General features: G+C 61.2%; 20 protein-coding genes and 1 riboswitch. Of the genes, 13 read left to right on the top strand and 7 right to left on the bottom strand.

Features of this window, described 5'->3' with window-relative positions; genetic code table 11:
* The first annotated feature begins 123 nt into the window (after positions 1–123).
* The 6 genes from GCM43_RS02915 (at position 124) to GCM43_RS02890 (ending at position 8,781) form a co-directional block, all read left to right on the top strand.
* Positions 124–2,724: a chemotaxis protein CheB gene (locus GCM43_RS02915; protein ID WP_152241973.1), complete on the top strand. Its 2,601-nt coding sequence runs from the start codon at positions 124–126 to the stop codon at positions 2,722–2,724.
* A complete protein-coding gene (locus GCM43_RS26355; RefSeq protein ID WP_264372633.1) occupies positions 2,721–4,820 on the top strand; it encodes a sensor histidine kinase in 2,100 nt (699 codons plus the stop codon). The genes GCM43_RS02915 and GCM43_RS26355 overlap by 4 nt, the downstream gene beginning before the upstream one ends.
* 71 nt (positions 4,821–4,891) lie before the next feature.
* Positions 4,892–7,048, top strand: coding sequence for a S46 family peptidase (locus tag GCM43_RS02905; protein WP_152241972.1), 2,157 nt, complete (start codon positions 4,892–4,894; stop codon positions 7,046–7,048).
* 400 nt (positions 7,049–7,448) lie between these two features.
* The gene (locus tag GCM43_RS02900) at positions 7,449–7,775 is read left to right on the top strand and encodes a hypothetical protein (RefSeq protein WP_152241971.1); all 327 of its coding nucleotides are present in this window, start codon (positions 7,449–7,451) and stop codon (positions 7,773–7,775) included.
* A gap of 45 nt (positions 7,776–7,820) precedes the next feature.
* Positions 7,821–8,081: a hypothetical protein gene (locus GCM43_RS02895; protein ID WP_152241970.1), complete on the top strand. Its 261-nt coding sequence runs from the start codon at positions 7,821–7,823 to the stop codon at positions 8,079–8,081.
* A gap of 103 nt (positions 8,082–8,184) precedes the next feature.
* Entirely contained in the window at positions 8,185–8,781 is a 597-nt protein-coding gene (locus GCM43_RS02890; protein WP_152241969.1) for a DUF4755 domain-containing protein, read from the top strand.
* A 654-nt stretch (positions 8,782–9,435) separates the two neighbouring features.
* Here the strand turns inward: GCM43_RS02890 and GCM43_RS02885 are convergent.
* On the bottom strand, positions 9,436–9,915 hold the full coding sequence (locus GCM43_RS02885) for a hypothetical protein (protein ID WP_226929280.1): 480 nt from the start codon (positions 9,913–9,915) through the stop codon (positions 9,436–9,438).
* Between the two features lie 79 nt (positions 9,916–9,994).
* The gene (locus GCM43_RS02880) at positions 9,995–10,609 is read right to left on the bottom strand and encodes a TetR/AcrR family transcriptional regulator (protein ID WP_152241968.1); all 615 of its coding nucleotides are present in this window, start codon (positions 10,607–10,609) and stop codon (positions 9,995–9,997) included.
* 75 nt (positions 10,610–10,684) lie between these two features.
* On the opposite strand from GCM43_RS02880, the gene GCM43_RS02875 reads away from it, so the two are divergent.
* From GCM43_RS02875 to GCM43_RS02865, 3 genes are all read left to right on the top strand, one after another.
* The gene (locus GCM43_RS02875) at positions 10,685–11,203 is read left to right on the top strand and encodes a DUF2867 domain-containing protein (RefSeq protein ID WP_226929279.1); all 519 of its coding nucleotides are present in this window, start codon (positions 10,685–10,687) and stop codon (positions 11,201–11,203) included.
* 94 nt (positions 11,204–11,297) lie between these two features.
* The gene (pnuC, locus tag GCM43_RS02870) at positions 11,298–11,909 is read left to right on the top strand and encodes a nicotinamide riboside transporter PnuC (protein WP_152241967.1); all 612 of its coding nucleotides are present in this window, start codon (positions 11,298–11,300) and stop codon (positions 11,907–11,909) included.
* Positions 11,906–12,439, top strand: coding sequence for an AAA family ATPase (locus GCM43_RS02865; protein WP_193315511.1), 534 nt, complete (start codon positions 11,906–11,908; stop codon positions 12,437–12,439). Before pnuC ends, GCM43_RS02865 begins: the two co-directional genes overlap by 4 nt.
* Positions 12,440–12,446: 7 nt before the next feature.
* Here the strand turns inward: GCM43_RS02865 and GCM43_RS02860 are convergent, their stop codons facing one another.
* A complete protein-coding gene (locus GCM43_RS02860) occupies positions 12,447–14,600 on the bottom strand; it encodes a TonB-dependent siderophore receptor (RefSeq protein WP_152241966.1) in 2,154 nt (717 codons plus the stop codon).
* A 54-nt stretch (positions 14,601–14,654) separates the two neighbouring features.
* Positions 14,655–14,752: riboswitch (TPP riboswitch) on the bottom strand.
* A gap of 65 nt (positions 14,753–14,817) precedes the next feature.
* Positions 14,818–15,975, bottom strand: a complete 1,158-nt coding sequence (locus GCM43_RS02855) for an iron-containing alcohol dehydrogenase (protein ID WP_152241965.1) — start codon at positions 15,973–15,975, stop codon at positions 14,818–14,820.
* Between the two features lie 134 nt (positions 15,976–16,109).
* Between GCM43_RS02855 and GCM43_RS02850 the strand changes: the two genes are divergently transcribed.
* Positions 16,110–16,415, top strand: coding sequence for a ferritin family protein (locus GCM43_RS02850; protein ID WP_152241964.1), 306 nt, complete (start codon positions 16,110–16,112; stop codon positions 16,413–16,415).
* A gap of 104 nt (positions 16,416–16,519) precedes the next feature.
* Positions 16,520–17,002, top strand: a complete 483-nt coding sequence (locus tag GCM43_RS02845; RefSeq protein WP_152241963.1) for an Imm26 family immunity protein — start codon at positions 16,520–16,522, stop codon at positions 17,000–17,002.
* A gap of 115 nt (positions 17,003–17,117) precedes the next feature.
* Here the strand turns inward: GCM43_RS02845 and GCM43_RS02840 are convergent, their stop codons facing one another.
* The gene (locus GCM43_RS02840; RefSeq protein WP_152241962.1) at positions 17,118–18,473 is read right to left on the bottom strand and encodes a sensor histidine kinase; all 1,356 of its coding nucleotides are present in this window, start codon (positions 18,471–18,473) and stop codon (positions 17,118–17,120) included.
* 16 nt (positions 18,474–18,489) lie between these two features.
* Entirely contained in the window at positions 18,490–19,191 is a 702-nt protein-coding gene (gene ompR, locus GCM43_RS02835) for an osmolarity response regulator transcription factor OmpR (RefSeq protein ID WP_244199194.1), read from the bottom strand.
* 404 nt (positions 19,192–19,595) lie between these two features.
* Between ompR and GCM43_RS02830 the strand changes: the two genes are divergently transcribed.
* Positions 19,596–19,883: a hypothetical protein gene (locus tag GCM43_RS02830; protein WP_152241960.1), complete on the top strand. Its 288-nt coding sequence runs from the start codon at positions 19,596–19,598 to the stop codon at positions 19,881–19,883.
* A 168-nt stretch (positions 19,884–20,051) separates the two neighbouring features.
* Positions 20,052–21,932 (top strand): flagellar assembly protein A, encoded by a 1,881-nt coding sequence (locus GCM43_RS02825; RefSeq protein WP_152241959.1) that lies wholly within the window; start codon positions 20,052–20,054, stop codon positions 21,930–21,932.
* A gap of 105 nt (positions 21,933–22,037) precedes the next feature.
* On the opposite strand, the gene arfB is transcribed toward GCM43_RS02825, so the two are convergent.
* The gene (gene arfB, locus GCM43_RS02820; RefSeq protein WP_152241958.1) at positions 22,038–22,433 is read right to left on the bottom strand and encodes an alternative ribosome rescue aminoacyl-tRNA hydrolase ArfB; all 396 of its coding nucleotides are present in this window, start codon (positions 22,431–22,433) and stop codon (positions 22,038–22,040) included.
* Positions 22,434–22,444 lie beyond the last annotated feature (11 nt).

The following is a 22,444-nucleotide window of genomic DNA, read 5'->3' as shown; positions in this document are numbered from 1 at the left end:
GCAGGGGCGCGCGCGGTGCGCATGGTGTGCATTTGCGCCTTTCCAGTCGTGTAGCGAGTGCTAAAATGCAAGTTTAATTCTTTCTTGCCTCGGCAGGTGTGCCGTGGCGCTTACTTGCCGACGATGACACGCAGCAAATCCAGCAACGGCCCCGTAACGGACCCCGCCGCCATCATTTTTCCCGTGGTGGCGATTGGCGCCTCTGCCGGCGGCCTCGATCCGATCGTCGCTTTCCTGTCCAATGTGCCGCAGGACAGCGGCATAGCCTATGTGGTGATCCAGCACCTGGACCCGCTGCACAAGGCCTTGCTACCCGAGTTGCTGCAGCGCGCCACCAGCGTGCCGGTGGTGGAAATCACCCACCAGTGCGAACTGCGGCCCAATCATATTTATGTCATTCCGCCGAACGCCGAACTGGGCCTGTCGAAGGGCCGCTTCCTGCTCAGCGAGCCGGTGCAGTTGCGCGGGCACCGGCTGCCGATCAACGCCTTTTTTGAAAGCCTGGCGGCGGAACTGGGCGAGCTGGCCGTCGGCGTGGTGTTTTCCGGCATGGGACGCGACGGCACGCGCGGCCTGCAGGCCATCAAGCAGGCCGGCGGGCTGACGCTGGCGCAGTATCCGGACACGGCCAAGTTCGACATGATGCCGCAAAGCGCCATCTCGGCCGAGGCAGCGGACCTGATCGATTTTCCCGACAAGATGCCGGAAAAGATCATCAACTACCTGTTTCGCAGCAGCTATCTGAGCCAGCCGGGCCAGGATGCCAACGGTCGCAATTCGCTGCAGGAAATCGTGGCGCTGTTGTCCGAACACACCGGCAACAGTTTTACCGACTACAAGATCAATACGGTGCTGCGCCGCATCGAGCGGCGCATGAGTTTGTTCCAGTTCAGTTCGATGGACCAGTACGTGCCGTATCTGCGCGAAAATCCGTCCGAGATCGACCTGCTGTTCAAGGAGCTGTTGATCGGCGTAACCAGCTTTTTCCGCGACCAGAAGGTGTGGGAATACCTGAAGATGGTGGTGTTGCCGCAGCTGCTGGCGGCGAACCCCGATGGGCGCGCCTTCAAGGCCTGGGTGCCGGCCTGTTCCACCGGCGAAGAAGCCTATTCGCTGGCCATGATCTTCCATGAAGTGGTGGCCAGCATCAATCCGCCGTCGAAATACAGCCTGCAGATTTTTGCCACCGACCTGTCGGCCGATGCGATCGACCGCGCGCGCCAGGGCCGCTTCCCGCTCAGCATCAGCAGCGATGTGTCGGCCGAACGGCTCGATCGCTTTTTCCTGCGAGACAAGAACCATTACCATGTCAAGAAAGAGATACGCAATTCGATCATCTTTGCGCAGCAGAACATTATTTCAGATCCGCCGTTTACCAAGCTCGATATCCTGTGCTGCCGCAATCTGCTGATCTATCTCAATGCCAAGCTGCAGCAGCGCCTGATTCCGCTGTTTCATTACGCCCTGAACCGCGACGGCATTCTACTGCTCGGTAGTGCTGATACGCCTGGGCATTTTTCCGACTTGTTTGCACCGCTGACCACTTCGACGCGCCTGTTCCGGCGCCTGGATAACCTGGCACGACAGCGTTTGCCAACCTATTTCCCGACCAAGGTATCGTTGGCATCTCCCCCTACACCCAGTGACACGAGAGAAGTGAGCATGACAGGCAAGATACAATCGCATGTGGAGCAATTGCTGCTCCAAAAATATTCGCCGGCGGCGGCGCTGCTGAACCAGGATGGCGATATTCTGTATATTAACGGGCGCACCGGCGCCTTCCTGGAGCCGGCTGCCGGCAAGGCAAACTGGAATATCCACGCCATGGCGCGCGAAGGGTTGCGCTACGAACTGGGCAGCCTGATCAAGCAGGCGCTGCAAAGCGAAAGCGTGATGCGCCTGAAGGGCCTGGTGGTGAAAGACCACCTCGGGCAGTCGATGGGCGTCGATCTCAGCGCCGAGGCGCTAAGCCAGCCCGAGTCGCTGCGCGGCATGGTATTCGTGACCTTTTCCAGCGTGCCGCTGCAGGCCGAGACGCGCAGCGGCCGGTCGCCTAATCCCAAGGTGCTGGAACTGGAGCAGCAGCTGGCGCAGGCGCGCAACGAGATCCAGGCCGTGCGTGATGAAATGCAGACTTCGCGCGAGGAGCTCAAGTCGGCCAACGAGGAGTTGCAGTCGACGAATGAAGAATTGCAATCGACCAATGAGGAACTGACGACGTCGAAAGAGGAGATGCAGTCGCTCAACGAGGAGCTGTACACGGTCAATGCCGAGCTGCAGTCCAAGGTCGACGACCTGTCGCTGGTCAACAGCGATATGAAAAACCTGCTCAACAGCACCGATATTGCCACCATCTTCCTTGACAGCGACCTGCGCATCCGCCGCTTTACAGCGCCGGCCACGCAAATTTACAAGCTGATCCAGACCGACTTGCGCCGGCCCCTGAGCGACATCGTCAACGACCTCGATTATCCCGACCTGGAAACCAATGCGCTCGAGGTGATCCGCACGCTGGTGTTTTCCGAGCGCCAGGTGCCCACCAAGGCCGGACGCTGGTATAACGTGCGCATCATGCCCTACCGCACGATTGAAAACGTGATCGATGGCGTGGTATTGACGTTTATTAATATCACCGAGTCGAAGATGCGCGAGGCACAGCTGCGCCAGATGCAATCGGGCGTGCTCGGCGGCGAAACAGGCGACAGCGGCAAGAGCACGCCATGAACGGCAAGTTCGATAGCGGCGCCAGCCTGAAAGCCTTGCGCGAGCAGGCTGAGCAACTGGTGCTTGGGCAGGCCAGGCAGGCCAGTGCGCCGTTATCGAACGAAGAGGTGATGCGCCAGTTGCATGAGCTGCAGGTCAGCCAGATCGAGCTGGAAATGCAGAACGTGGCGCTGGCTGAGCTGGAACGGCTCAAGGCCGAATTTGAAAGCAGCCGCGACCTCTATGCCCAGCTCTATGAACAGGCGCCGGTCAGTTATTTTTCACTGGCGCGCGATGGCGTGATCACGCGCGCCAATGCGGCCGCCAGTACTTTGCTGGCGCGCGACAGGCGCAGCCTGCTGGGCCTGAGCTTCGAGCAGTTCGTGGCGCCGCAGGCGCAGGCGCTCTGGCGCCGTTTCCTCGCCAGCGTGTTCGATACCGGCGCGCGCCAGGTGTTCGAGGCGCCACTGTTCGCCTCGCCTGAAGGCGGCGCCATGCGCATCGAAGCGAACTATGACGCCGACAGCGACAGCGCGCGCATGATGGTCACGCAGCTCGGTGACGAACATGAGCGTGACTCGGCGCTGCGGCGCGCCTTTTTGATCCTCGACACCATCCGCGAAGGCGTGATGGTGACCGACCGCAGCAACCGCATTATTTCGGTCAACCCGGCGTTTACCGCCATTACCGGTTACCAGGCGGAGGAGGCGATCGGACGCGATCCGCGATTTCTCGGCGCCGGCACGCATCCGCCGCAGTTTTATGAGGTCATGTGGCGCAGCCTGCGCCAGGACGGCTGCTGGTCTGGCGAGCTGGTCAATCAGCGCAGGAACGGCGAGCGCTTTGTCGAGTCGCTGTCGATCACGCCGATGCGTGCGTCCGACGGTGCCACCAGTCATTTTGTGGGCGTGTTTTCCGATATTACCGAGCGCAAGCTGGCTGAAGCGGCCGTGCGCGAGCTGCATCGCGAACTCGACCAGCGCGTGGCCGAGCGTACCTCCGAGCTGGTGGGTGCGAACCAGCACCTGCAGCGCGAAATGTTCGAGCGCGAACAGGCGCAGCTGGCCTTGCGCGACGCCGAGCATTTTTTTCATGCCACCCTCGATTCGCTGCCGGACCGGGTGCTGGTACTCGACCGGGCCGGGTTTGTGGTGCATGCCAACCAGGCCTGCATGCGTTTTGCCGGCCATGCCACGCCGCAGCCGGCCTATCTGGTTTTTTGTGAAACCGATCCGCGCTGGCAGGGCGGGGCCGGCCGGCAACTGGCTGACGGCATCCGCGCCGTGATCGCCGGGGTCAGCGCCACCCATACACTCGAGTATGCGTTTGCGGTGGCCGACGGCGAACGCTGGTGGCAGGCCAGGGTCAGCCGTTTCCTGGGCGAGGGGCCGCTGCGGGTGGTGGTGGCGCATACAGACATGACTGAACGCAAGCTGATGGAGCAGGCGCTGCGCCAGCTTGCGCTGCACCTGGAAACGGTCAAGGAAGACGAGCGCAAGCGCATTTCGCGCGATATCCACGACGAGCTGGGGCAGAACCTGCTGGCGCTGCGCATCGATGTGTCGATGCTGAGCGCGCGCACGCAGGCGGCCCATCCGCGCCTGCACCGGCGCGTTGCTGCCGCGCTCGACAATGTCGACACCACCATCCGCAGCGTGCGCGGCATCATGAACGAGCTGCGCCCGATGGCGCTGGACCTGGGATTGCAGGCGGCCATCGAATGGCAGGCGGGCGACTTTCGCAAGCGCAGCGGCATCGAGTGCCATCTGCTGATACGCGACGAGGCGCTGTTTGCCGCCATCGGCAGCCATCTGGAAATCGCCCTGTTTCGCATCGTGCAGGAGGGGCTGGCCAATATCATGCACCATTCGCAGGCCAACCTTGCCGAGATCGAGCTCAGTTCCGATGCCTGCGCCGTGCATCTGAGCATCAGCGATAACGGCCGCGGCATTGCTCCTAATCAACCGCGTGGGCAGCAATGCTTTGGCCTGATCGGCATTGCCGAGCGCGTCAATGGGCTGGGCGGACAGTTCAAGATCGGCACGCCGCCGTCGGGGCAGGGGTGCCGGCTGAGTTTGCAAATTCCGTTGCAGCCGCCGCCACACCGGCCAGGCTAGCCATTATTTGCCGCCTGGCACTGGCCGGACAGGCTATACTTTTGCCTGCTTTTTATGGAGGGGCAAATAGCATGTTCAAGAAAATCGCATTACCAGTCGCCTTGTTGGGCGCGTTCGCCGGCGCACACGCCGACGAAGGGCAGTGGCAGCCACATCAGTTGCCACAGCTGAAAGCCGAGCTCAAACGGGTCGGCATCGAGATTCCTGCAGAAAAACTGGCTGACCTCAGCAAGCACCCGATGAGCGCCATCGTCTCGCTGGGCGGCTGCTCGGCCTCGTTTGTGTCCGACGCCGGCCTGGTAGTGACCAATCACCACTGCGCCTACGGTGCGATCCAGCGCAATTCGACGCCTGAACATAATTACATTACCGACGGTTTCCTGGCCAAGACGCGCGACGCCGAACTGCCGGGCGGCCCGAACAGCCTGGTCTACGTGACCGACAAGGTGGAAAACGTCAGCGACCGTGTACTGAAAGGCCTGACGGCGCAGATGAGCGGGCGCGAACGCCATGAAGCGGTGGAAAAACGCATCAAGGACCTGATCGCCGAATGCGAGACCGACAAGATGTATCGCTGCTCCGTGCCAGCGTTCCACCGGGGCCTGGAATACTACCGCATCCGCCAGATGATGATACGCGACGTGCGCCTGGTCTACGCGCCGTCCGACAAGATCGGCAACTTCGGCGGCGACGTCGACAACTACGAATGGCCGCGCCACACCGGCGACTACTCCTTCCTGCGCGCCTACGTGGGCAAGGACGGCCGTCCGGCCGATCCGTCGCCCGACAACGTGCCCTACAAGTCGAAAGACTTCCTGGTGGTCTCGGCCGAAGGCATCAAGGCCGGCGACGGCATCCTGCTGGCCGGCTACCCGGGCCGCACCAGTCGCTACAAACTGCCGGCGGAAATTCGCTACGCGCGCGACGACGCGTTCCCGCTGAAAGTGGCCGAACTGCAGGCCGACCTGGCCGTGATGGCTGACGCCACCAAAGGCGACGCAGCTGCAGCCGTGCGCTATGCCAGCGTGGTGAAAAGCATCAACAACGTACTGAAAAAAACCCAGGGCCTGCTCGACGGTTTTGCGCGCAAGGACATCGCCGCCATCAAGGATGGCCAGGACGCCGAGTTCCGCGCCTGGTACGCCAAACAGCCGAACGTGTCGCCAACGCTGCTGGCCGAACTGGATGCCGCCATTGCCAGCGACATGGCGCTCTCCGACGAGGAATTTGCCTGGTCGGTGGCCACCAACAGCGACCTGCTGAAAAGCGCCCGTTCGCTGTACCGCCTGGCTGAAGAACGCCAGAAGAGCGATGCCGACCGTGAATCCGGTTACCAGCAGCGCGACCTGGCCTTTATCAAGGCGCGCCTGGCACGCCTGGAGCAGTCCTACGTCAACAAGGTCGACCAGGCCCGTTTTGAAGCCGGTCTGAAGCGCTACGCCCAGCTGGCTGCCAAGAGTCATCCGCAAGGGCTGGACGCCTTGCTGCCAGCACCAGGCGCAGTTGCTGCGCTGTACCAGAAGACGGAACTGGCCGACACCGCCAAGCGCCTGGCCTGGATGGAAAAGGACAAGGCCGCGTTCGAGCAGTCGAACGACGCCTTCGTGCAACTGGCCATCAAGCTGCAGCCGGTCGCAGCGTCGCTGGAAGATCGCCGCAAGGAAATCGACGGCGACCTCGAGCGCGTGATTCCGCAGTACATGCAGGCGGTGATTGCCTGGAAGCAGTCGCAAGGCAAGCCGGTCTACCCGGACGCCAACTCGACTTTGCGCGTGACCTACGGCACCGTGGCGCCATACTCGCCGCGTGACGGCATCAGCAAAGGCCCGTTCACTACGGTGGAAGGCATCGTTGAGAAAGTTACCGGCAAGGCGCCGTTCGAAGCACCGCAAGGCCTGCTCGACGCAGTCAAGCAAAAGCGCTACGGCCAGTTCCGCGATCCGGTACTGGGCACCGTGCCGGTCAACTTCCTGACCAGCGCCGACACCACCGGCGGCAATTCGGGTTCGGCCGTGATGAACAAGCGTGGCGAACTGATCGGCCTGAACTTCGATTCCACCTACGAATCGATTACCAAGGACTGGTACTTCGACACCGCCATCACGCGCGCGATCCACCTCGATATCCGCTATATGCTGTGGGTGATGAAGGAAGTGGACCATGCCGATAACCTGCTGGCGGAAATGACGATCAAGTATCCGAAGCCGGTAAAGAACGCTAAAAAATAAGTGTGTTTAGCTGAAGAAAAACCGCATTGCCCGCAAGGGTAATGCGGTTTTTTTAACCCCAAAGCAAACCCTGCAGGGGCAATCCACCCAAAGTTAAGGACTTGCGAAGCCCATAGAACAAATATTCCATTGAGCTATCGATGTGATTGCCATAGACTGCATGAGCAATGAGAATTGATATCAGTCTCTGGAAAATTCTCTCAATAATTGTCATTTATCCGTATTCGCATGCTGCGAAAGGTTGAATTACGCATGGTGAGGTTGTAATGCCTGAAAACCGGTTTTCAGCCGTTCCAAGCCAATTTCGCGATGCTTCACTCTTGCCAGCTTCGCTGGTTCGTTCAAGCTGTATGGAAATCGGCATGCGGCATTATTTTGCTTGCTATAACTGGTAATTAATATGAATTTAAGCTTGGAGGAGTGGGATCGAACTATAGCCGGACTTTACGATGGCATATTACAGCCCGATCTATTTTTCTCCGCCATCGCAGCTGCAAATAAAACACTGGATGCGGACTTTTGCCACGTTCTAGGCGTCACGCCCGAAGGGCAAGTTCCATTGAATATTGTCACGATACCGAGCTATGAAGTGGCGACCGGAGTTTATGCTCGTCACTACGTCGGCATTGATCCATGGCGTCAATTTGCCGATAGTCAGCCGGTAGGGAAGACCTATCGATCCAGTTCCTTGTTTAGTCCAAAATTTGTTGATCGTAACGAGTTTTAACAAGACTTCCTGAAGCCCCCACGGCTTGCGTTAAATCATAGGCGCATGCTTGCATCGCAGCGAAAAAATGAGCGTTTATCCAGCATTCAATCACATCAATGGCAGCCGGAATTTACCGATGAAGAGCATAGGTATTTTAATTTAATTAATTCTCATCTTGGCAAAGTCATCACCGCGATCGAACGCATACGTCCTGTCAGCACAGCGTTGACGCTCGGTGAGCTAGCGCTTGAGGTGATGCAGATCGCCCTGTTGGGGGTGGCCCCAATGGCATCGTTACGTATGCCAATGTGCAGGCAAAAATAGAACTGGCGACGCTCGCCTTGGCGTTTGATCATTCATTTTAATGATGCAGCACTGGCATTAAATGCTGTAAGATTGCCTTCAAGCATGCCCTCTGAAGTGATTCGTGTTTCATAAATCTCCTGGGGCATTTTATTTTTCTTTCACTATAGGTAAAAACATGATTTTATCCTGGTCTCTCATCGTTATTGGTGCCTTGTTTATTCTTAATGGGATTCCTGCCATGATTTTTGGTGCTGGCGGCATTTTTTATATTTTCCTGGGTGCAGTTATTGTTTTCTTTGGTCGCAAGCTTTTGCGAAAAAATAAAAACAAGATAAACAATATAAAGCATTTGGATAAAAATGCGCTGGCCAACGCCGACTATAGTCATGTTTATGAGGATTTTGCCATAGGCATCAGCGAAAGAGATCGCAAAGTTTATCTTGCCGAAAATGGGAAGTCCAAGACCTATGATTTTAGCGATATCCGAAGCTGGCGATACAATCTGGAGTCCGGAGGCGCTGTTATTAACGGTGGCATGGCCGGGGTCGCACGAACAATTGGCCAGGACCGCATGAATAAAATGGCGAGCGGATTTTTCGTGCAGGTTAGAGACATAGATAACCCTGAATGGCAAATCAGATTCCCTCATGATTCGGAGCAAAAGAAGAACCTGTTGCGCTGGATGGAGATTTTCGATCAAAAAGTCAATAATCGGTAAGTAAAAAAAACCCGAAAACAAGCCCGGGTCTTTTTGATTTGTCTCGTCGGCACTACATGAATCTGGCACTGTTCTTCTTGGGCGGCGCAACCTCCAACTCATTGGCCAGGTGAGGGTTCCGGATTTTGATGACATCGCCAAGGTCCGCGCGGTCGATGGTGAACAGCGGTTTGCCGTCCTTTGTGTTTAGTACAACTACCGCATCAACGACGAGATAGGAGGTCGCCGACTGGCTCGTGTCGGTGATAGCCTGCGACTTGACGATGTGACCGAGGTTAATGCATGGAAGGTCCGCGCTGGATGAACTGGCATCGCCAAGTGCTACCAGCCCGCTTTCGATTTCACGCGCCTCGCTCTAAACAGTGAAATATTAGTACAGCGCAGATCGTTGTGGTTTCATCAAAAGTGATAGTTAGGTGCCAGCCCAATCCACCCAAGTTAGGCGATAGGCTGCCATCAAGTAGCTCGCAGGCGTTGGTTCGCCGTGATCTTGATCGTCCTGGGTGATGTTTAAACGTTCGCTTGGCGATCAGAGCCAGCGCGTTGGCCAGCAAGGGGATGCAGGCAGCCCAAGCACCAACGATGGCAAGAGCGGCCTGCGTACCGAATCGACACAGGTGCGGTTGATGGGTCTGTCGAGTGGCAATGCATTGATCACTCATCCGACTTCGTTGCCAGCGCCACAATCGCCGCGCCGGCGGCGACGATCAGCAGGTCTTCGATCAGGCCGCTGCGGGTCTGGCCGATTTTGGCGATGGCCTGCTTGCGTGCCGACAGCGTCAGGTAGGCCATCGGCACGGCTGTTGCCACGGCGACAGCGGCGCCAGTGCGTTCGCGGCCCTCGGGCGCCAGGGCGGCGCCGGCAATGCCGGCGCTCATCACGCGCGCCAGCATGCCCAGGAACACGGTACGGTCGGGCGCCGTTTTCATCTTGTCGCCGGCCAGTTCGCCGGCGCCCATCGCCAAAGCGCCCAGCTTGAATACGGGGCGGTCCAGCAGCACCAGCGTGCCCGGCGTCTTGCGTCCGGCCAGGCGGGCCATGGCGAGGGTGGCCATCGGTGTCATCGAACGGGCGCTGGCAACGGCGCCGATCAGAATGGAGGAAAGCAGGCTGCGTATCTTCAAGGTCATCATGGTGGTCAACTCCTCTGCATTGGTTAGACACCATTGTAGTGAGGCCATGCAGTGCTGTCGCACGCTATGGCGGCGTGCACTATGCCGGCCTGCACCTTAGCGCTTCGAGCGGCAGCTGGAAAAACCGTGGCACCAGCGCCGGCGTCAGTTCATTGCCGCCGCCTATCATGTCGAGCCGGCCGCTCAGGCGCAGCATCACGTAGCCATGTCCCAGCGACCAGCCGGCGCTGGCCGCTGCCTTGGCCCAGTGTGCATCAAGGCCGGCTTCGCGCACGGCCGCGCCGGCGGTCAGCAGCACATGCTCGAAACACTGCTCGGCGGCCTGCAGCAGCACCGGGAACTGGCGCACGTCCTGGTGCTCGAACATCAAACGATAGTGGGCCGGTGCACCGAGTGCAAATTCAATATATTGCTGCCCGAGCAGCTCGAAACGTTCGGCCGCCGGCAGGCTGCCCAAGGGCGGCAGGTGCTGGTCCCAGCGCTGGCGCAGGGCGGCAAAGCCGGCTGCTGCCACTTCTGCCAGCAGCGCTTCCTTGCTGGGAAAGTGGCGGTAGACGGCGGCGATCGATACGCCTGCGGTGCGCGCCAGTTCGCGCAGCGACAGGCTGGCGTCCTGCTGCTGCGCCAGTTGCGCCATTGCGGCCGCTAGCAGGGTGTCGCGTAAATTGCCGTGGTGATAGCTGGCTGTAGTCATATGTTATCGGTGTTTACATTGCGTGATTTGTCTGTATGATGGCGATGTTATCACTGAAAACATATGAGGTCTTCCATGATGGGCTCCAGCAAGGTCAAAGTGCGCAAGGTGGAACTGCCGCGGCAAGCATCGATAGCCGGTCTCTACCCGGGCAGCCATCTGGCCGATGCCTACCAGATAGCGCTGGGTCCCCGGGCGCACGGCATGGACATGGAGAGCCTGGCGCGCGTGCTGCTGGGCAGTCAGCCGCGCTGGGCGCAGGCGCTGATGGTGCTGCGCGACGCCATCGTGGCGCCTTTCGGCATCAAGACGGCCAGCGAGCTGGCAGGCGGCGAGGGCGGGCGCATCGGCATCTTTCGCATCTATTCGGTGACGGACGATGAAATCGTGGTGGGGGAAGACGACAGCCACCTGGACTTTCGGCTGTCGATGCTGCGCAGCGCCGATGGCAGCGTGTACGGAAGCGTCACCCTGGCCAGCGCCGTGCATTGCCATAACCGGATAGGGCGCGCCTATATTTTCCTGATCCGGCCGTTTCATGAACTGATCGTTCGGCGCTCACTGACGCGCGCAGCGAGACTGCACCTGGCATAGGCGAGAGAGACGGGCGGCAGCGCCGGCAGGGCGTCAATCTTGCTTATTCAGGCCCGCTATTGCATACTGCACCACCTGCCTGATCCCCATTCCCATGAACGATACGCTGTTGCTGCTCGGCTTTGCCACCACGCCGCTTGAACTGATTTCCTTTGTCCTGGCACTGACAACCGTTGCGCTCAATATTGGCCAGAATCACTGGGCCTGGCTGTTTGCGATTATTTCCTCGGCTGCCTATGGCTGGGTGTTTTTTGCCTCGCGCCTGTATGGCGACATGGCGCTGCAGCTGGTGTTCATTACCGTGTCGTTCTGGGGCTGGTACCAGTGGCTGCATCCGCAGCAGGGCGCGACCGTGCTGCCGGTGACCACGCTGTCGCTGCGCGGCTGGCTGGCCAGCGGCGCTGGCTGGCTGGCCGGCTTTCTGCTGATCGCCTGGCTGCTTACTTCCACCGATACCGACGTGCCCCATGCCGACGGCTTTCTGACGGCCGGCAGCCTGGTGGGGCAGGTGCTGCTGTCGCGTAAAAAACTGGAAAACTGGATCGTCTGGATCGTGGTCGATATCCTGTACGTCGGTCTGTATATCCACAAGAATCTGATGCTGACCGCTGTGCTGTATGGCGTGTTCGTGGTGATGGCCGTGATCGGCCTGCTGGCCTGGAAAAAAGCCGCGCCGGCCGCGCCCGATGCGATGGTTCTCAAGTGAGCGCAGCGCTGTACCGCATCGCCATCCTGGGTGCCGAATCGTCGGGCAAGTCGACTCTGGCCGCCGCCCTGGCCGAACGCCTGGACACGGTGTGGGTGCCGGAATACTTGCGCGAGTTCGTGGAAAAAGAGGGCAGGGTACCCGTTGCCGCCGACCAGTTCCTGATTGCCAGCACGCAGGTGGCGCGCGAGCGCGAGGCGGCTGGCCGGGCAAAGCGGGTGCTGGTGTGCGACACCACGCCCCTGATGACGGTGCTCTACAGCCGCCATTACTTCGATGGCGAAGATGTGCAACTGGCAGCGCTGGCCGCTGCCACGCGCTACGACCTGACACTGGTGACCGCGCCCGATACGCCGTGGGTGGCCGATGGCCTGCAGCGCGAATCGGAAGCTGTGCGCCAGCAGGTCTACCAGCTGCTGCTCGGCGAGCTGGCGGCGCGGCAGATACCGCACCATATCCTGCACGGCACGCTCGCACAGCGCATGGCGCAGGCCATGCCGCTGATCGAACGCGCCATCGCTAACGCCTGATAGTCGATCAGAAGTCAAACTGGGCCGACACGCGCAGCGTGCGGCTGGCGCCCGGATACAGATAGCCGTCGGACTCCGGCGTGGCGTCGCGCCAGTAGAACTTGTCGAACACGTTGTTGACGGTGGCGCGCAAGGTGGTCTGCTGGCCGGCAATGCGCGTGGCGTAAGCGGCACCCAGATTGAACACATGGTACGACGGCACAAAAGTCGCATTGTTGTACTGGAACGCCTTCTTGCCTGCATATTCCCAGCTGCCGTTGACGCTCAGGCCGGCAAGCTGCTGCACGCGGTAGTCGGCATGCATATTGCTTTTGAAAGCCGGAACATTGGGCACGCGCTTGCCGTCGAGCGAGGCTTCGCCGGTAGCGGACTGGCGACTGTTGAGCAACGTGGCCGACACGCCCAACGTCAGGTCGGGCGTGGCCTTGCCCTGCGCTGACAATTCCAGCCCGCGATGCTGGGCCTGGCCTGCGCGCACAAAGTAACTGGCTTCGTTCTGGAATTCCAGGCCCTTGCGGATCTGGAACAGGCTGGCTGCCACCATGAAGTCCGGTGTCAGGTCGGCCTTCACGCCGAACTCGATCTGCTTCGAGCGGCTCGGCGACAGCTCTTCATTGGCATTGGCTGCCTTGCGGTCGGCCGTGCCGCCATGCTCCATGCCTTGCGAGTAGGCGCCATACACGGCCACGTTGTCGAGCACGTTGTAGACCAGCGCCAGATTGGGCAGCAGGAAGTCGTGGCTGGCGCGCACTTCGGCCACGCTCGGGTCGGCCTTGAGTACGTACTGGTAGCCGTCCACGCTGACATGGCGCAGGCCCGCATGCAGCGTCCAGCTTGGCGCCAGGCTGACGATGTCCTGCACGAACACGGAATTCTCGCGGTCGTTGCGGGTCAGGCGCACCGGCCCCTGCACGCCGCTCGATGGCTCGACGATCACCGGCTGGTAGATATTGCTCACGCCGGCATAGTCGTAGACGTACAGGCCGGCGCGATCCTTGCGGCGGAAGGTCGATACGCCCGCCGTCAGCGCATGGCGCACGCTGCCGGTGGCAAATTTGCCCTGGATCATCGCCTGTGCACTGAGCGGCTTCTTGGTTTCACCGAGGCTGCGGTAGTCATACACGTCATAGTCGCCATTGCTGCAGAAACCTGGAAACAGGTTTTCCGAACTGCAGCCGTACGGGAAGGCGGTGTAGTCGTCACGCTTGAACGAATGCTGGTTGGCCGACAGGGTGGCGTGCCAGTTGTCGTCAAACGCGTACTGGAAGCGCAGGCCGATGTTGCTGGTGATGGTTTCGACCGGACGCGTCCAGGGCTGCAGGTTGAGCATGGTGTCGGCACTGACGTGCGTGGGCAGGGTAGTGTTGCCCAGCAACTGGAAACCTGGTGCGGTGGCCTGCGCCTTGTACTGGTAGTCGGCGTCGAGCTGCAGCAGCGCTTTCGGTGAAATCTGCCAGTCAAACGCGCCGGAAATGAATTTGCGGTTGCCGTCGGCGCCCTTGATATACGAGCGCAGGCGTTCTGCCGCCACATTGATGCGGTAGCCAAAGCGTGGGTCTTCCAGGCGGCCACCGAGGTCGACTGCGCCATACAGCGTGCCGCGCTCGCGCGCTTCAAGCGTGACCGTGCGCAGTGGCTCGGCGGTGGGGCGCTTGACGATAAAGTCGATCACGCCGCCCGGTGCGGCCACGCCGGCCTGCAGGCCCGACAGGCCTTTCAGTACCTCGATGCGCTCCTTGTTTTCCAGTGGAATCTGGGTGTCGCCGGGAATGGCCACGCCGTCCTTGCGGTAGCTGGAATTGTTGTCGAGCTTGAAGCCACGGATCGAGAACTGCTCGGCATAGCCGACGGCGTTGTAGGCGTCGTTGATGCTGGCGTCCAGGCGCACCGCTTCGCTGGCATTACGGATCTGCAGGTCCTGCAGCTGTTGCTGCGAGATGACGGTGACGGCGGCCGGCGTTTCCAGCAGGGCTGCGTCGGAAAAACCGCCCACCGTGGCGCGCTTTGCCGCCGGCGTCTTGCTGGCAGTAACGACCACTTCGGCCATGCTGGGCGTGTCGGCGGCCTCTGGCGTGGCGGTGTCTAGGGCAAAGGCGGGCGCGGCAAACGCTTGTGCGATAGCCAGGGTCAGCAGGGAAACAGACAGATTCGGTGTAGGCATGATTGCTCGTGTTGGCATGTTCGGCTGGCGCCAACGCAGGAGCTATCAAAGGAGGGTGGGTACTTTGCGCTTTCCTTCGCTGGCATTATCCAGATCAGGTACGAAGGGTATCTCTCACCCGGAAAACAGCTCCAGGACCCCTAGCGAAGCGACAGCTTAGCACGAAGCACCGCCAGCTGTCTCGCGCAGCTGACGGTTTTACAACAATGCATGGCTGCTACAAGCTCATTTCCAGCACCTTGCGGCTCACTTCCAGCGTCACGTCGCGCTGCTCGCCCATGGCCGTCATGCCGTGCGCTTCGAGCGCGGTCAGCACGGCCTCGATGCTGCCATGGTCGAGCCCATAGTCGGCCAGGCTGGTTTTGAGGCCCATATGGCGGATAAAGAATTCGGTACGTACAATCGCCCCTTCGATGCGGCCATTTTCATCGCCGCCGTCGAGGTTCCAGATACGCGCCGCATACTGCAGCAGCCTGGCGCGCTTGGCGTCGCGGCGCACGCGCATCATGCTGGGCAGGAGAATGGCCATCGTTTGCGCATGGTCGAGTTCATACAGGCTGGTGAGCTGGTGGCCGATCGCGTGCGCCGACCAGTCCTGCGGCACGCCGGCGCCGATCAGACCGTTCATGGCCAGCGTGGCGCTCAGCATCACGTTGGCGCGCACGTCGTAATCGTCCGGATTGGCCAGCGCGCGCGGTCCTTCCTCGATCAGCGTTTGCAGGATGCCTTCGGCAAAACGGTCCTGCAGCGCGCTGTTGACCGGATAGGTCAGATATTGCTCCATCACATGCGCAAACGCTTCGATCACGCCGTTGCCCACCTGGCGCAGCGGCAGCGTAAACGTGGTCGACGGATCGAGCACCGAAAACACCGGATACACCTTGCGGCTGGCAAACCAGCGCTTTTCCCGGGTCGCCTCGCGCGTGATGACGGCCGAGCCGTTCATCTCCGAGCCGGTGGCCGGCAGCGTCAATACGGTGGCAAAGGGCAGGGCGGCTTCGATGGTCTTGCCGTTGTTTTCAAGCAGCTCCCACGGCTCGCCCTTGTACAGCGCGGCGGCGGCAATAAACTTGGTGCCGTCGATCACCGAGCCGCCGCCGACGGCCAGCAGGAAGTCGATCTTTTCCTGCTTCACCAGCGCCACCGCTTCCATCAGCGTCTCGTAGCTGGGGTTGGTTTCAATGCCGCCAAATTCGATGACGGTGTGGCCGGCCAGCGCGCCGCGCACCTCATCGTAGACGCCGTTCTTGCGGATGCTGCCGCCGCCATAGGTCATCAGCACGCGTGCCCCTAGCGGCACCAACTGGCCGATGGCAGCGCTCTGGCCCTGGCCGAACAGGATTTGCGTAGGATTGTAAAAGTCAAAATTGAACATGTCTCTCCCATTGTTGCTCGATGGCTGGAACCTGATTATGGACGAAGGCGTGCCCGGCTGTCCCGACGCTTGAGCTTTTGGCTGCTGCAGAGGACAATGCAGCTCGGCTGTCACTACACGATCAAGGAAACCGCATGTCCCATCTGCCACTCGAAGAATCCGGCCTGCCGGCCACCGCGCTCGACATGCATCGCGCCATCAACGCGCTGGTCGCCGCGCTGCAGTCGGTCGACCTCAATGGCCAGCGCCTCGAAGCGTGCACCGACCCGGAACTGCGCCGCGTGCTGGCGCATGCGGGCGACGCCAGCCGCAAGGAAGCGGCCATGCTGCTCGAATGGATGCGCCGGCGCGATGCACGCCTGGACAAGGAAATGAAGGAAGCGCTGTTCAAGGCCGGCCCCATCGTCGCGCAGTTTCATTACGACGAGAAAGTGCAGTAGCCCGCTGGCAATAGAGCGCCAGGCATGCGCCATCGATTGCCGCTCTCGCGTAAGCTGTCGCCCGACGTTCAAGCGAAAGGGAGTCAGATGCGAAGGGAAGTTGCATGAAATCATTACCATACCGGGAGGGCAGCTGGTTTGCCGTGCCCTTGACCGGCGGCGGCCATGCCGTCGGCGTGGTGGCGCGCACCGCGCCAGCCGGACGCATTATGCTGGCCTATATGTTCGGGCCGAAACGCGACGCACTGCCACCGCTGTCCGAGCTGCAGCAGCTGCGCCCTGAACAAGCCGTGCGTCGCCTGCGCACCGGCGACATGGCGCTGCTCAACGAGCGCTGGCCCATGCTGGGCGACAGCGCCGACTGGCAGCGCGACGCCTGGCCGATGCCGCCGTTTATCCGCCGCAACGAGTCGCTGCAACGCGCCTGGCGCGCCAGCTACGCCGACGCCGACCCGGCCAAGCTCGACCGTGAAGAATCGGTACCGTTCGATACGCCGGGGCTGGAAAGCGATTCGCTGTATGGCTATGGCGCAACGGAGCTGCTGATGAGCAAGTTGCTGGTGACCTCATCACCTGATTCGGTGTAATCCGACCATCTCCGGGACGGCCAACAATGTTGTCGGATTACGCGCTGGCACGCTAATCCGACCTACCCGACCTACCCGACCTACCCGACCTATCCGACGTGCACGACGTGCCGATTTACACCGCTGGCAAACTGATCTGAAACGCCAGCCCGCCGCCTTCGCGGTTGCGCACCTGCAACTCGGCGCCGTGGCGCAGCAGCACGCGGTCGACGATGGCAAGACCGAGGCCGGCGCCGTTGGCCTGGCCGCGTGCCGTATCGAGGCGGGTGAAGGGCTTGAGCATCTGCTCGATCTTTTCGGTCGGCACGCCGGGGCCGTGATCCTGTACTTCGATCACCACTTTTTTCGCGCCCAAGCTGCCTTTGATCTGGCAGCTGATATCGAGTTCGGTCATGTCGCTGCCCGGCGTCTTGCCGTAGCGGCGCGCATTTTCCACCAGGTTATTGAGCACGCGTCGCAGATCGGTGCCGTTGCCCATCACATGCGCATCGGGTGCGATCTGGGCCGTGATGGTGACGTCAGGCAGGCGCATCGCCTCGCGCGCCATGTCGGTCAAGAGGCCCGACAGGTCGATTTCGGTAAACGTCGACGCTTCGGTCGGTCTGGCATAGTCGAGGAACTGGCCGATGATGGCGTCCATCTGGCCGATATCGGACTGGATGCCTTCTCTTGCATCATCGGACAGATTGGCCATTTCCACTTCCAGCTGCATGCGCGCCAGCGGCGTGCGCAGGTCGTGCGAGATGCCGGCCAAAATCACCGCGCGGTCCGATTCCACCTGTTTCAGGTCGTCCACCATCTGGTTGAAGCTGCGGTTTGCTTCCAGGATTTCTATCGGTCCTTTTTCCGGCAGCGGCGCCGGCTGGCGTCCCTGTGCAATCGCGCGCGCCGCTACCGTCAGGCGCGACAGCGGGCGGTTGATCAGGCTGGAAATAATCGCCGCGCCCAACAGCGACAGCAGCGACACCAGCGAAGCCCAGCCCAGCCACTGGAAGCCGGTCAGGCCGCGCAGGCGCTCGCGGTCTAGCATCAGCCAGTAGTCATCGTCGTCGATCTTGAAGCTGACCCAGAAGCCGGCCACGCCATTGACGCGCGCCGAAAAGCGCGTGTCGTGACCGAGCTTGGCCTTGACCAGCGTTTCAATGTCGGGCATCAGATAATTGTCGGGCGGCGGATCGATGCGGTCGTCCTCGTACAGCGGGAAGATGCGGATGCCTTCGTTGCTGACCAGGTCGAACAGCAGTTCGCGGCGCAGCTCGGGCGCCGAGTGCGTCAGCGCCGCATGCGTGATGGTGACCACGGAGATGATCTGCGCAGAAATCTGCTGTGCCTGCGGCTCGCGCTGGACCACGGAAATCATGCCGATCCAGGCGGTCATGCTGACTGTGGTCAAGGTGCCGAGCAGCAGGAACGTGCGCCAGAACAGGCCGCTCTTCAGCCGTGCCAGGCTGATATCGGGAACAAGTTTCATCTAGCCTCGCCAGCGATCAGCGCGGCTGTCCGTCCGGAATGAACACGTAGCCCAGGCCCCACACGGTCTGGATAAACAGCGGGCTTGACGGGTCCGGTTCGATCAGCTTGCGCAGGCGCGAGATCTGCACGTCCAGGCTGCGGTCAAACACTTCGTATTCGCGCCCGCGCGCCAGTTCCATCAGCTTTTCGCGCGACAGCGGCTGGCGCGCATGGCGGGCAAATACCTTCAGCACCGAAAATTCACCGGTGGTCAAAGGTACTGTCTCGCCGCTCTTTTTCAGCGTGCGCGTGCCCAGGTCCAGCACGAAGTTGCCGAACTCGAAGGTTTGCGGCGTTTCCGATGGGGCGCCCGGAATTTCGTCAGGCCCCTTGCGGCGCAGCACGGCGCCGATACGCGCCACCAGTTCGCGTGGATTGAATGGCTTGGGCAGGTAGTCGTCGGCGCCCATTTCCAGGCCGACGATGCGATCCACGTCTTCGCCCTTTGCCGTCAGCATGATGATCGGCGTCTGGTCGCCGGCACCGCGCAGGCGGCGGCAGATCGACAGCCCGTCTTCACCGGGCAGCATCAGGTCGAGCACCAGCAGGTCATAGCGTTCGCGCAGCCACAGCTTGTTCATGGCGGTGGCGCTTTCGGCCGTAAAGACATTGAAGCCCTGTTCGGTCAGGTAGCGGCGCAGCAGGTCGCGCAGGCGCACATCGTCGTCCACCACCATGATCTTTGCCTGATGGCCCTGTGCGCCTTGCGCTGTTGTATTGTTGCCGGAAGTGGAGGTTGTGGTCATTTGGTATGTCGTGTTATCGTATATTGGTTGCTATAGTAACGCCTGGCGCGGCGTCGTCAATGGCTGCAACTTGCGTTTTGGTCTGATTTGGCACCCATTACATACTGTTACAAACTTTACCCAATTGCTCTTACTGCGTCGTGTAAAGCATCATACACTGGGGTCACAGTGGAATTGCGCTTTAAGTTTATACGGCATTGCGGAAGAGGAACTCAATGAATAACGTCGATCAAAAAATTCACGCCAGTCCTTGCGCTGTTGCAGCACGTGTTTCCGTACAGGCGTCTGCACGCATTTCTGCACGTGTGGTGTTGTCCTCGCTTGCCTTCGTTTGCATGTTGGGCTCAGGCCTGGCGCAGGCTCAGTCACAGCCGCCGCGGCGCGACGACCAGCCACAGTTGCAGAGCCAGCGTTTCGAGCAGTCGCAGCGCAACAATGATAACCGCTTGCGCGATCAGCGGGACGCACGCAGCTTCGATACGCGCGCCGACGACCAGCGCCGCGGCAATGACGGCGCCGAATCGCGCCGCACCGGCCGCATGACGCCCGACGAGCGGCGTGATCTGCGTCGCCAGATCAATGAAGCGGGGCAGGATATCTATTCCAATCCGCCGCGCCGCTAAGCGTCCCTGAACGTTGCTTTTTCTGCCGCAGGCCAGACCATCTTCGCATGGCCTGGCCTGTTTGTTTTGGTGCGTGCAGCGACATGAAGATTGCTCCGTGCCGCCATCAGCCGTGCTATTGTTCTGCCGCAAGAGCAGCATTTTTAGCGGAGGAGCGGGAACGTGAGCGTGAGCGACAGGGACGCGTTTGAGGCCGACATGACCGGCGCTGGCGGTTGGCCGCCTGGCCTGCTGCTGCGCAAGGACGGCGTGTTCCTCGACGTGGCGCTGGCGCCCGAACTGCTGCGTTCCGGCATCGATCGCCTGTACCAGACTGGCTGGCTGCTGGCCGGGCTCGATTATCCCTTGTTGCTGCAGACGCTGTTTCAGGCGCCGGGCCCGCGCCGTACCGTCAAGAGCGAAGCGGCGCTGCGCATCGCGGCGCGCGTGGCGCCGTTTGCGCCCGAGCGGCGCCGGTTGTATGAACACATTACCGTGCACGATGACGTGGCCGAGTTTTATTTCGAGGCCGTGCCTTCCAGCGAGGACAGCCGGGTACCGGTCACGCGCGATGTCGACGAAATGGTGGCGGCGCTCTGGCGCCATGGTGTGCATTATGGCGTGGACAGCGCTGCCGTACGCGCGCTGATCGTCTCGGGCCGCGCCGAGCGCGCCATCGTGGCGCGCGCGCTGGCGCCGCAGCCGGGGCGCGAAGCCCAGCTGACGCCGGTGGCGCAGGGGATCGAGCGTGACGATGCCCCGCGCGAACGGGCCGACGGCCGCTTCGACTTGCTCAGTTTTAAGAATCGCCATCCGCATATCAAAAAGCATACGCGCCTCTTGCGCAGCAGCGCCGCCACGCCAGGTCTGCATGGCTATGCTTTGTCCGGCGCGGTGCTGCCGCCACCGCCGCCTGCCCAGGTCGATTTGAGAGCATACGCCGGCGAGGGCACGCGGATCGAGCGCGTGACGGACGGCGAGTTTCTGGTCGCCGCCGTCGACGGCTATGTGCAGATTGATGCGCAGGGCAGGATTTCCATCGAAAACAAGATCGTCAGCCATGACGGCGTCAGCAGCCGCACCACTGGTAACCTGAAGCTGCGCGGCGCCTACGAGGAGTTTGGTGAGGTGCAGGAGCAGCGCCTGATCGACGGCAGCGACATGACCTTGCACGGCGACGTCTATGGTCGCCTGCATTCGCATGGCGGTCTGATCGAACTCGAGCGCAACCTGGTGGGCGGCACCGCGTACAACGAGCATGGCGATATCCACGTCGGTGGCGTCGCCTCGGGCGCGGTGCTGCAGGCGCGCGACGGCACGGTGCGGCTTGCGCGCGCCGAGAGCTGCGTGATTTCCGGCACGCGCGTGGTGATCGCGCACGCCAGCAATTGCGAGATCATTGCCGACGAGGTGGAGCTCGGCGTGGCCGAAGGCTGCGCCGTGGCGGCGCGACAGATGCGCATCGGCCAGACTCGTGCGCGCAAGCAGGTCGAGATGCTGGTGTTGCCACTGGTGCCGGATCTGGCGCCGTTCGAGGAGCGCATCGCCGACGCCGTCGCCAGGGCAGAGCAGCAGGGACAACTTCAGATCAAGCGTCAGCAGGAAGTGGCGGCCATTGCGCAGCTGCCGGACATGCGCAGCTATCTTTCCCTGACTGGCCAGCTGCGCCGCAGCGAGCTGGTGTTGAAGGAAGCGCAGCAGGTGCTGTATGACAAGCTGGCCGCGCGCATGGCGCCCGTGCTCAAGGAGATGGCCCGCCTGCGGCTCGATATCAAGCAGGCCGAGGTGATGCAGGCGCAACTGCAGGCGCAGGCCGGGCAGTTCGCGCAGGAGCGGCTGGCGGCAGCGGCCCACACGCATTGCGTGCTCACTGCCATCGAAGGCGACACCATCGTGCGCACCTTGCTGGCGCCAGCGCTGCCGGCGCGCGTCTACGACCGCACGCCCAAGGAAATCAAGGCCTTGCTGCATAGCGCAACGCCGGGCACGCTACCCGTGTTTGTGGGCAGCAGCGGCGCGCTGGACTGGACGTATGTGCCGGAGGAAGTGACATCGTGTAGGTCGGATTAGCGCGTAGCGCGTAATCCGACAACATTGTTGACGCTGGTGGTATTGTCGGATTACGCCGCTGCGCGGCTAATCCGACCTACGAATATTGGCCGACCTGATCCCGATTTATCCCAACACCTTGCCACGTGATTGCTTGAGCAGGCCGTGCGTGCTTTTGCTGTCGAGCCGGCGCCGTTGCGAGCCGCGCGTGGGCTTGGTGGCGCGGCGGATGGTGGGCAGCACGGCCACGCTGTCGATAATCTGCTGCAGCCGCTGCAAGGCTTCTTCCTTGTTCTGCTCCAGGCTGCGCGACTGTTGTGCCTTCAGTACCAGTACGCCGTCCTTGCTGATGCGGCTGTCGCGCAGCGCCAGCAGGCGCTCCTTGATCGCATCGGGCAGCGACGAGGCGGCAATGGCAAAGCGCAGATGCACGGCGCACGAAACCTTGTTGACGTTCTGCCCACCCGGCCCCTGGGCGCGGATGGCGGAAAATTCAACGTCGGCAGGATCGAGCGTCGGCATCGCAGTGCTTC

Origin of the sequence: Janthinobacterium aquaticum (assembly GCF_009208565.1) — a bacterium.
Taxonomy (GTDB): domain Bacteria; phylum Pseudomonadota; class Gammaproteobacteria; order Burkholderiales; family Burkholderiaceae_D; genus Janthinobacterium.
This window is presented reverse-complemented; position numbering and strand designations above follow the sequence as displayed.